This is a genomic window from Protofrankia sp. Cj3 (assembly GCF_917627355.1).
In the GTDB taxonomy this organism is placed as follows: domain Bacteria; phylum Actinomycetota; class Actinomycetes; order Frankiales; family Frankiaceae; genus Protofrankia.
On record NZ_CAKJTR010000107.1, the window covers coordinates 1 to 11200 of the forward strand.

Annotated in this window: 7 protein-coding genes and 2 pseudogenes; 5 read left to right on the forward strand and 4 right to left on the reverse strand. The window is 67.4% G+C overall.

All coding sequences use genetic code 11. From position 1 onward, the window contains the following. Window positions 1–207: pseudogene (locus tag MJ783_RS15010) on the forward strand (type II toxin-antitoxin system VapC family toxin); the annotation flags it as partial. A 414-nt stretch (window positions 208–621) separates the two neighbouring features. Here MJ783_RS15010 and MJ783_RS15015 read toward each other — a convergent pair. Further along, window positions 622–993, reverse strand: a complete 372-nt coding sequence (locus MJ783_RS15015) for a PAS domain-containing protein (RefSeq protein ID WP_239311063.1) — start codon at window positions 991–993, stop codon at window positions 622–624. Window positions 994–1685: 692 nt separating this feature from the next. On the opposite strand from MJ783_RS15015, the gene MJ783_RS15020 reads away from it, so the two are divergent. From MJ783_RS15020 to MJ783_RS15030, 3 genes are read left to right on the forward strand one after another with little or no spacing between them, the layout of a single operon-like run. Next, window positions 1686–2654 (forward strand): sensor domain-containing diguanylate cyclase, encoded by a 969-nt coding sequence (locus tag MJ783_RS15020; RefSeq protein ID WP_239311070.1) that lies wholly within the window; start codon window positions 1686–1688, stop codon window positions 2652–2654. Between the two features lie 46 nt (window positions 2655–2700). Continuing rightward, complete coding sequence (locus MJ783_RS15025; protein ID WP_239311064.1) at window positions 2701–7317, forward strand: FtsK/SpoIIIE domain-containing protein; 4617 nt, start codon at window positions 2701–2703, stop codon at window positions 7315–7317. Between the two features lie 47 nt (window positions 7318–7364). After that, window positions 7365–8615 (forward strand): APC family permease, encoded by a 1251-nt coding sequence (locus MJ783_RS15030; RefSeq protein ID WP_239311065.1) that lies wholly within the window; start codon window positions 7365–7367, stop codon window positions 8613–8615. Window positions 8616–8683: 68 nt separating this feature from the next. On the opposite strand, the gene MJ783_RS15035 is transcribed toward MJ783_RS15030, so the two are convergent. The 3 genes from MJ783_RS15035 to MJ783_RS15045 form a co-directional block, all read right to left on the reverse strand. Beyond that, on the reverse strand, window positions 8684–9343 hold the full coding sequence (locus MJ783_RS15035; RefSeq protein WP_239311066.1) for a hypothetical protein: 660 nt from the start codon (window positions 9341–9343) through the stop codon (window positions 8684–8686). An 11-nt stretch (window positions 9344–9354) separates the two neighbouring features. After that, window positions 9355–9690, reverse strand: a complete 336-nt coding sequence (locus MJ783_RS15040) for a hypothetical protein (protein ID WP_239311067.1) — start codon at window positions 9688–9690, stop codon at window positions 9355–9357. A 122-nt stretch (window positions 9691–9812) separates the two neighbouring features. Continuing rightward, window positions 9813–10115: a WXG100 family type VII secretion target gene (locus MJ783_RS15045; protein ID WP_239311068.1), complete on the reverse strand. Its 303-nt coding sequence runs from the start codon at window positions 10113–10115 to the stop codon at window positions 9813–9815. Window positions 10116–10635: 520 nt separating this feature from the next. On the opposite strand from MJ783_RS15045, the pseudogene MJ783_RS15050 reads away from it, so the two are divergent. Then, window positions 10636–11200: pseudogene (locus MJ783_RS15050) on the forward strand (hypothetical protein); the annotation flags it as partial.

Below are 11200 nucleotides of genomic sequence, written 5' to 3' on the forward strand. Positions count from 1 at the left end.
ATCCCGATGCTCCCGGGTGATGAGGACGTGGCCGATACCTATGGTGTCCTGTCCGCCGCGGGGATGCATCGGGGGCGGCCCCGACCGATGAACGACATGTGGATCGCTGCGTGCTGCCTTACCCACGGCCTTGCGTTGGCGACTATGAATATCAAAGATTTCGACGATTTCAGGGTCTACCACGGACTGGAGCTCATCACTGCATAGCTCACAGTCACTCGAAATCTTGGTGGAACCGTTTCTTGGACGGCTTCCCATGCTGGATAGCCAGCGTAACGCCCCCTCCCGGGTTAACATCCCGAAGCCTCCGCCCCTGACCAGCGGTTTCACACAAACCGCTGGATCATCCCACCCTCTGAAGATCGTTAATCCCTCCTACTGGCACGCCGCTGGCATCTGCGATCTCTCTCCCCCCCCCCCGCATCCTCCAGCCGATCCCCCTGCAGTCCGGTACACCCCGAATATTTCGATCTTCGTCTTTCGTGGGCGTCGGTGACAGGTGAGCGCGGGTGGCTGCAGCAGGCGGGTGAGCGGGGGCCGCAGGATCGCGGGCTGAACGGACCGGAAGGTCGCTATCCGCAGCGGTGGGAACCCTCCACGCCGGCCACGGCCCTGTCAAGGTCACAGCTCCGGTAGGGGTTCAGCGCCCTCCGGAGCCGCGTCAGGTGACGTGAACACGGCGGCAGCGCCGACCGGTCGCCCCCAAGGGTCACGCAGCAATATGAGCCGGACGCCTGTTGGCCGTAGGGAGCCGTCGTGGCATTGGACGGGAAGAACCACCGCGCCGCGCTCCGACGGTTCATCGGCCGTAGCTCCGGACATGAGTGCTCGGAAGGCGGTCCAGTGCGCCTCCCGGTAAGCCTCAGGGATGATCACATCCAGCGTGCTTCCTAGGATCTTGTTCGCTGGATGGCCGAACAGTGATTCGGCCTCGGTGTCCCACGACCGCACCACGCCCTCGGTGTCGGCCACGACGACGGTAAACGGCTCCATCAGTCTTTCCCCCTCTTCCGCGCCGGGTGGCCCACGAATGGGCGGTCTCTGGCGGTCCGTGCACCGCCCGCCTCGTGCCGGGACCCCAAGCAGGGGTTCGAATCGGGCCGTTGGGGCAGGTGAGGAGCCTGGCCAAATTATGATCAATTTTACCGAATCCCCTGCCTGTTCCCAGCAGAATGCGGGCGGTGCGCTGACCCTCTGAATCCGAACTTCAAGATATCGAAGGCCGCACGCGCCGCTACTCGGTGGTCTTCGGATGGGCAGCGCCCGCACGAGTGATCCAAACCCACTGCTTCTCGTCGTCGACGCAATACCAGATCCTGCCACCCCCGGTGGCTGGCGGGTTCCCGCTTGCGTGGACAGTGACCTTCAGGTCCGTTGTCCCGAAAGCGGGAGCCTCCAACCGGCCGAGAGACAGACCGGTTCCCGGGCTATGCCCGCGGCTGGGGACGATGTATCGCCGTGATCCGCGCTGGGAGCCGCTGGGATGAGCCTGCCCCTCCCTCGCCACCAGATCAGCCGTACCAAATCAGCCATACCAACCTTCAGATCATCCGAGCACACAGCGGAAGCGCCAGCAGCACTCACAGTTCACACGTCATCCTCGTTTCACAGACAGGACCACACTCTGGTATCACGATCGCTACATCTGGGTGAAAACGGACCGTCGGAAGAGGTGGGCTTCGGTGATGGCCGACGACGTGGCCTCAGCGGTTCTCGACGCGCTGCCCATCGCGGTCGCCGTGCTCGACTCCGACGGCACGGTGCTGCGGCTCAACGAGGCGTGGCGACGCGGCGGCGCGACCGGTACCGCCCTCGTCCCCGTCGCGCCGGGCGGGAGCTGGCTTGCCGCATGCGCGGCCGCGAGCGCGCACCTGCCATACCTCGACCAGCTCGCAACCATCACCAGGCAGCTGCTGGACAACCATCGCGGCCGCCCCCACCTGGAGGTCCGCTGTCCGGGACCGCGCGGTCCCCGTTGGCTGCTCGTACGGTTACGCCCGCTCATGGGCGGCCAAGGGCTCGTCGTCCTGGTGGATGACATCACCGAACGGCGTGAGACCGAGGAGAAACTGCGCCATCACGCGACGCATGACATGCTTACGGGCCTCGCGAACCGGCTGGCGGTGACCGAACGGCTCGCCGAGCTCAGCAGCGGCTTCCCGGCTCAGCCGACTGACCGAACCAGCGGCAGGGACGATCTCCATCCAGCCGCTTTGTTCTTTCTCGACCTGGACTCCTTGTGCACAATCAACAATACGTTCGGCTACCGCATCGGTGACATGGTCCTGCGGGCCACCGCGGCTCGGCTGGCCTCCGCGCTGCGTCCGGCCGACCTGTTGGCCAGATGGGGAGGGGACGAGTTCGTGGTGGTGGCGGGCCATCTGACCAGCACGGACGCGGCGGTCCTGGCCGAGGCGCTGACCCACTCCCTCACCGAGCCGCTCGCCATCGGCGGGCATCGGATCACAGTGTCGGTCAACGTCGGGATGGCCCTGCTGGACGCCGCCACCGGGTCCAGCAGCCAGCGGCGGTCAGGGCGCTCCCGATCCGATGAACCACCTTCCCCGGACGCCGTCGAACTCGTCGAGCTGGCGAGCGAGACACTTGTCCGCAGCCGGACCCAGCGCCGCCACCGGCCGCGGCCACGCCTGTAGCAGCCCATAGCACAAGGCCCGTTATGTCGGTATCAGGACGTATCGTATGGCTATGCGCCTGACGCTGACGGTGTCTGACCCGGCTCACGACGTCAGCGCGGACGTCCTCCTGGACGCCGACCCGGACACGCCGGTCAGCGCGGTCGCCGATACCCTCACGTGCCGTCTCCGACCGTCCGTCGCGGCAGGCAGGCCAGACCTGTTCGTCGACGGCCGGCTCGTTACCGGAGCGCTCTCCCTCGCCGAGTCCCCGATCCGCGAGGGCACTGTGATCAGCCTCGACTCACCAGCGGGCTGGCTGACAGGGGAACCGCCCGGCCTGATCGAGGTCCGGGTGATCGGCGGACCGGGCGCGGGTGTGGTTCACCGGCTCGGGCCAGGTGAGTTCGCCGTTGGTTGCGGGGCTGCCTGTGCCATCCGGCTGGACGATCCCGGCCTCGCGGCCGAGGCGATGACAATCACGGTGATGGCGGACGGCTCGTGTCGCCTCATCCCCGCGGCCACCCATCCTGATCAACAGCCTGCCGCCGTGCTCGTCAACCGCGAACCGCTACAGGCCCCGATCGATCTCCCAGCCGGCGCCCAGATCGCGATCGGGTCCGTCCTGCTGGAGATGGGCACGCCGAGCCAGGCTGATGCCGCGCTCAAGCCGTCCGACGACGGGATGGCCCTCGATTTCAACCGGCCGCCCCGGTTGCTCCCGCCGCTGCGCCGGACGCGCTACAAGCTGCCCAGCGAGCCCTCGGAACCGGAACGGCGCCCGATGCCGATCCTCATGGCGCTCATGCCGCTGGGCGCGGGCGTCGCGATGGCCCTCCTGTTCCGACAGTATTACTTTCTGCTAATGGCCGTCATCGGCCCAGTAGGAATGATCGGGATGCACGTCTCCAGCGACCGGCACGGCAGGCGCAGCTACCGTAAACAACTGGCCGACTACCATGACAGGCGGGAAGAGGTCGAAACCGACGCGCGCCAAGCGCTGGTCAGCGAACGCTCAGCCCGGCGCGCCGACTTTCCCGATCCGGCGACCGTCCTGCTCACCGCTGTCGGGCCGCGTGGACGCCTGTGGGAACGCCGCCGGGACAATCCCGACTACCTGTGCCTGCGGCTGGGCACCGCCGACCTGCCCAGCGAGGTCGTGATGGAGGACCCGGCCGCTCCGGAACACAGACGCGAGATCACCTGGACGGCGCCGGACGTCCCGGTGACGGTAGCTCTGCCCGAGCGGGGAGTGCTGGGCATCGCCGGCCGCGGCGACCTGCCCCGGGTGCTCGCCTGCTGGCTGATCGCCCAGGCCGCGACCCTGCACAGCCCACGCGACCTGGCGATCTACATTCTCACCGACAGCTCCGGTGAATCCGCTTGGCAGTGGGTGCGCTGGCTTCCGCACTGCCGTCCGAGCGAAGGCCAGAACACCACCGTCCTGCTCGGGAGCGACGACGAGTCGCGGGCCCGGCGCATCGGCGAGCTGATCAATCAGGTGGCGGCGCGGGCGGCCACCCGGGCGAACTCGACCGGCATGAACCCGCTCGGCGACAGCCCGGACGTACTGGTCGTCATGGACGGCGCGCGCCGGCTGCGGTCCGCGCCCGGAATGATCTCAATCCTGCGGGACGGACCCGCGCTGGGCATCCACTCGATCTGCCTGGACCACGACACCCGGTACCTGCCGGAGGAGTGTCAGGCCGTGGCCGAGGAAACCCGCACCGGGCTGTGCCTGGTGGAGATGCATACCGAGATCGTCCGTGACGTCCGCCCGGATCTCGTCTCGACCGCGCTGCCCGCCGATCCCCACGCCGTGGTGACGGCTGGCAGGGCCGCGGCCTGGTGTGCACGGCTCGCCCGCGCCCTGGCACCGGTCCGCGATGTCGGCGGGGACGACGAGGCGACCATCCCGAGCGCAGCCCGGCTCCTGGACGTGATCGGCCTGGAGCCACCAACCGCGGCCACGGTGGCCGCTCGCTGGCTTGTCTGCCCGCGTAGCACCACCTTCCCAGTGGGCCTCTCGTTCGACGGCCCGTTCGCGCTGGACCTCCGCCGGGACGGCCCGCACGGGCTGATCGCCGGCACCACCGGATCCGGCAAGTCCGAGTTGTTGCAGTCGATCGTTGCGTCGCTCGCCGTCGTGAACCGGCCGGATGAAATGACGTTCGTACTCATCGACTACAAGGGCGGCAGCGCCTTCGCCGACTGTGTCCGGCTGCCGCACACGGTCGGCATGGTCACCGACCTCGACACCCACCTGGTGACCCGAGCGCTGGAGTCGCTGTCGGCCGAGCTCCGCCGGCGTGAACGCATCCTGGCCGACGCGGGGGCGAAGGACATCGAAGACTACGCCCTGCTGGCCACCACGGGGACGCGGCGCACACCGGCCAGCCCGCCGTCAACACCGTTGCCCCGCCTGTTACTCGTGATCGACGAATTCGCCTCGCTCGCCCGTGAACTGCCCGCCTTCGTTACCGGCCTGGTCAACATCGCGCAGCGTGGCCGTTCGCTCGGTATCCACCTCCTGCTCGCGACGCAGCGTCCCGGCGGGGTGGTGTCGCCCGAGATCCGCGCGAACACGAACCTGCGGATAGCATTGCGCGTCACCGACGCCTCGGAGAGCTCCGACGTCATCAACGCGCCGGACGCCGCGCGCATCTCACCGTCCGCCCCCGGCCGTGCCTACGTCCGGCTGGCGCACGCGTCACTCGTCCCGTTCCAGGCCGGCCGGATCGGTGGTCGCCGGCCGGCCGCTGCCAGTGCCGCTGCCAGTGCCAGTGCCGCTGTCGGTGCCGCTGCCGGTGCCGGTGCCGCCGGTGTTCGTGGAAGCATCGCCACGCTCGGTGCCGGGCCGCGAAAAGATGATCTAGAACAGCCCTGGGTGACTGAGCTGACCTGGCCCGCGTTGGGCCAGCCCCCACCAGCACCACCACGGCTACGAACATCCAGCAACGAAATCACCGATCTCAAGGTGCTCGTCGAAGCGATCCGGGAAGCCGCCACCACCTTGCGCGTCGCACCCCAGCACAGTCCGTGGCTACCGCCGCTGCCCGAGCGGCTCACCCTGGCAACGCTGCTGGAATCCGTCTCCGTGCGCTCGAACGCGCTGCCGGCCGTCCCGATTGGCCTGTCGGACCACTGTGACCGCCAGGCTCAGCTCCCCTACACACTCGATATCGAAAACGGGGGCCACCTGCTCTTCGCCGGTTCACCACGGTCGGGACGATCGACAGCCCTGCGTACTCTGGCCGGATCAATAGCCACAACCATATCCTCCGCCGATGTCCATCTCTACGCGCTGGACTGCGGTAACAGCGCCCTTGCGCCCCTGGCCTCGTTACCGCACACCGGAGCCGTAGTCAGCAGGGACGCTCCCGAGCGGGTTCAACAGCTACTCACCCGGATCATCACCGAGATCGTCGAACGGCAGGAGATCTTTGCCGCACGCGGGTACGCCGACCTCGCCGAACAGCGATCTACCGACCATGACCACCCACTGCCCTACCTGATCCTGCTGATCGACCGTTTCGAAGGCTTTCTGGCCTCCTTCGAGGAGGTCGATGGCGGAGCGCTCGTCGACATGCTGACCCGGCTGCTGCGCGAAGGACCATCGGTGGGTCTGCGCATCGTCATGACCGGCGATCGACGCAGCGCGTCCGGTCGATTCAGCACAGCGATCGAGAATCGGTTCGTGCTGCGGATGGCGGACCGATCCGACTACGCCATGATGGGTCTTGCCGCGGGCGCGGTGCCCGACGTGCTACCACCGGGCCGTGGATTTCAGGTCGAAACCTCGGTGGAGACCCAGCTCGCGCTGCTCGCCGAGGATCCGTCCGGCCGCGCCCAGGTCGCGGCGCTGCACGAGCTGGGCGCGGCCGCGGCTGTCCGTGACGGAGTGCCACCGGGGCCGGCTACCGGCGCCCGCACGGACTACCGGCGGCCGTTTCGTATCGACGTGCTGCCGGGACGTATCACCGTTACCGAGACCCAGGCGCTGCATCTGGGACGACGCTCACGGCCCACGGCCAACGAGACCGGGCAATCCGTCGCGCTCGTCGCGCTCGTCGGTGCGGGCGGCAATGAGCTCGCCCCCATCGAGATCGATCTCGCTACTGACGGACCTGGTTTCGTTGTCGCCGGCCCCGCGCGCTCCGGCCGGAGCACCGCGCTGCTGACCATGGCGAAGTCGCTGCTGGCAGGCGATTCCCAGCTGCTTGTGGTGACCCCTCGGCGCTCACCGCTGGCGGCGCTCGCGAGCCATCCACAGGTGATCGATGTCCTTGGCGCGGCGGCGAATGCCGCCGACATCGATGCCGCCTGTGCCTCGGCCATGACGCCGAACAGCCTGGTCATCGTCATGGACGACGCGGAGCTGCTGGCGAACGCGCCGCTGGCTGACCGCATGAGTGAGTTCCTCAGAACCGCCCGCGACGCCGGTCACGCGTTCATCGCGGCCGGAACGACCGAGGATCTGACCAACCAGTACCGCGGGTTCATGGTGGATGCCCGTCGGTCACGATGTGGGATCATTCTCGCGCCGAGCCTCCCCAGTGAAGGGGACCTGTTCGGCGTGCGGCTGTCCCGCGGCAGTTTCGGCACCATGCCTGTCGGCCGCGGACTGTTCGTGCGACGGGGCAGGACGACGCCTGTCCAGATCGCTTTCTCCGCAACTGGGTAACATCCGCTGGCAGGCCACGCCGACAGGCGAACCCGGAAGGTGCGGCGATGACGACGGGCCGGCTCCAACGGCGCCTTGATCTGGGTGACGCGCTGGTCATCGGCCTCGGCTCGATGATCGGTGCGGGTGTGTTCGCAGCCTTCGGACCGGCGGCGGAAGCCGCGGGGGCCGGCCTCCTCATCGCCCTCGCGGTCGCCGCGGTGATTGCCTACTGCAACGCCACGTCGTCCGCGCAGCTGGCAGCCCGATATCCCGAGTCCGGTGGCACCTACGTGTACGGGCGACGCCGTCTCGGCGCCGTATGGGGCTATCTCGCCGGTTGGGGATTCGTGGCCGGCAAGACCGCGAGCTGCGCCGCCATGGCCCTGACCGTGGGGGCCTACGCCTGGCCCCAACATCCCCGTCTGGTCGCGGCTGCCGCCGCGGCTCTGCTGAGCGCGGTCAACTACTTCGGGGTGACCAAGACCGCCCGGCTGACCCGGTTGCTCATCACGCTGACCCTGATCGTGCTGGCCCTCGTGGTGATCGCCTGCCTGGCCGGCGGCACCGCCGACGCCGAACGGCTGAGCCCGATCTGGCCCGGGAGCGGGCCAGGTGCGGTCCGCGGCGTACTGCAGGCGGCGGCGCTGCTGTTCTTCGCGTTCGCCGGCTACGCCCGGATCGCCACCTTGGGCGAGGAGGTCCGTGACCCAGCGCGGACGATCCCGAAGGCAGTTTCCGCCGCACTCGGGCTTACCGTCGGTGTCTACTTCCTTGTCGGGCTGTCCGCGCTGCTGGCCATCGGCCCTGACCGGCTGGCGTCCGCCGTTGACCCACTCGCCGTCGCAGTCAGTGCGGGCAGCCTCCATGCGCTGACTCCCGCGGTTCGTGTGGGCGGGGTGGTGGCGAGCCTCGGCGTGCTGCTGTCGCTGCTTGCCGGGGTCGGACGCACCACCCTCGCGATGGCCCGCGAAAGGGATCTCCCCGGCTGGCTTGCCGCGGTGCATCCACGCCATGGCGTTCCACACCGGGCGGAACTGCTACTCGGTGGCATTGTCATCGTCATCGTCACCGTGATAGACGTTCGGAACGCAATCGGATTCTCCAGTTTCGCGGTCCTCGTCTACTACGCGATCGCCAACGCCAGCGCCTTCACCCTGGACGGTCCGCAACGCCGCTGGCTACGGCCGGTCACGCTGGTCGGTGGCGCTGGTTGTCTCGTCCTCGCGTTCACCCTGCCGGCTACCAGCGTCATCACCGGTCTGGGCGTTCTCACCGCCGGTGTTGTGCTTCGAGCCGTGTGTAGATCACATCCCTGAGTTCGACCGCCCGGCCTCGACCGCCTGAGTTCGATCGCCTGGCCAGTCAGGCGGCCGAGGCCAGGCGATCAGGGATGTGCGGCACGCTCCACGTTGCTGGGGCCGAACTGAAAAGTCGCGGTCAGCGCGTCGAACAGATCGTGCAATGCGTCCACGAGCACTACGTTCGGGCTGGAGCAGGCGATCAGGACGACTGTGTCCGACCGTGGGAGTGGGACAAAGGTCTGCATCGCCGTCGTCCTGATCCAGCCCGCCCGATCAGGCAGCGTGATGTCCTCGACGCCATAGGCGCGGACGGCCCGCCCGACCCGGGGAAGATCCACAAGTGTCACCATCGTCCACGTGTCGTCCAGCGATCGGGCGACCTTCTCCGACAGCGTGGCCAGAATGGCGTCCGGAGCGACGCCGTTCGTCTGGTCTCCATCCGTCCAGCCCCCTTCGGGAGCAGGGAGCAACGAAACTGTCACACTGGCGGACAGGATCGTCCCCTCCACCGGCTCGGCCATGACCCCGCAGAACAGTGCACCACCAGCAGCGGCGTCGCTGGCGGCGTTGCGCAGCATGCGCGAGATCGCCGAGCGGTTCTCGGCGAGTTCGGGAACAGCACGTGTACGCGCACGAACCAGCGCGTCGATGGATGCCCGGCGGGTCACCGGATTCAGGTCGACCTCAAACCAGCTGTCGGGAACCGCGATCGAGAATTCGGTGCTTGCCAGCCCGCCGGCCACAGGGTCGCCGCTCAGCTCTCCCTCACCCCTTCATCCGTAGGGTGGGGCGCCCTGATCGGATCCGCCGTCAGATCCGCCGTCAGATCGGCATCGACCTGGCGCAGTACCCGAGCGGACTCCGAGGCCATCGTCGCCAGCTTGTTCGCGTTTTCATCGATCTTCCTGCGCCCATCGCTCCAGTCATGTTCGAAATCGTCGAGGGCGCTCTCGATTTCGGCTGAACCCAACTGGCCGTGGTAATATTCGAGCGTTGATCGAGTTGCGTTCATCGTCGATCGGATAGACGCGAGATTGCTCGCGAGGGCATCCAGACCCGAAAGATCGACTGACACGCGGTCAGCAGTCATTGAAATCCACCTCCGTTGTGTACCCACCACTGCACGCGGATCGTCATAACCGGTGACCGAGGCGGCGCCCGGCACAGCTGGCACCCCGCCGAACGGCAACCGCGGATAGGATGATCAGCCTCCTAACCTTGCCCACGCAGCGAGTTCGCGAGCTGGGTATCGGCCGCGCGGAAGGCCTCCGCGGCCCTCTTGAGGTACTCGGCCATTCCGTCCAGGCCGACCAACGTGTTGGTGACACCGGTGTTGAACGTGTCGTAGGAGCCCTGGAACTGCACACTCGACTGGTCGGTGACGTAGCCGCTGGCGACCAGGCCGTCGACCGTGCGTTTCAAGGCGTTCAGGTGCGCCTCGATGTCGGCCTTGCCGTTACGGAGCCGGGTGCTCGCGTCGTCCATTTCGGTGTAGGTGACGTTGAGATTGGGCATCGCCTCTGGCCTCTCTCGGAAAGATGGGCAGCTGCTGGCGAAGCGGGCGGGATGCGGGATGCGGGATGCGCCATCACGCGGAGGCAGGTCGCTTGGTGATCATCAAGCTGCGATCATCGGCTTATAAATACTATAAGTAATCTATTAGATACATAACGTACTGTATCCACACACCGGCAGGCCTACTCCGCAACAGCTTCGCCGCGTCGAGCATCTCACGAACTTCGCCCGTTTTGGTATAGTTATAGACGTTTTTGTCCAAATCTACTGTTTTGCGCCGCCCGCCAACATCCCCCGAAGAGGCCTGATAGCCACTCCGCTAATAGATCAACATGTCGGTCGGCGACAATCGGATCGCCCAGCGAGATCCGCATGCCGGCAGCCCGACCCGAGCCGCACCTGCCAGGCCAGGCAAAAGATCTACAAAAATGACTTTCGGTAATAGTTAAACCATATAAAGTGATGGCGTTTATCCACAGCCCAGACCAGACCCTGGGCTGCCTGATCGCGGGGGAAGACCATGAACAGCGTGACACCGTCCCGCCGCGACCACGCCGGAACATCCGGCCGCCGGCACGCGAGGCTGACCGCACGGGCCGCTTCCCCGCCCGTCCCGCGGCGAGCGCGGTTGCGCGCGGCCAGGGCCTTCGCGCTCCTCGCCACAATCATCGTCGGCGTGCCAGCCATGCTGGTGCTGCTGGTCGGTCCACCGATTCCCATGGCCTGGGCGCCAGCCTGGGCACCGGCGCGCACAGTCGACCCAGCGAGCCTGCTGGCGATCCTGGCGGACGTGGTGTGGCTGGCCTGGGTGCACTTCGTCATCTGCGTGATCGCCGAGTGGTGGTCCGGACACCGGGGCTCGGCGCTGCCGCCGCGGATCCCCTTGGGCGGCAGCTCGCAGACGCTGGCGCACCGTCTCGTCGCCGCCACCCTGCTGTTCTCCGGCACAGCTATCCTCCTCACACCCGGCACGAACGAGCCCAGGCCGCGTCCCGCCATCACGGCGTCGGCTGTCCGGCCCCCTGCCGATGACGCGGCATCCCTCGGCTCTTCCCGTGGTTCCCCGGGGGTTTCGCCAGGTGGTG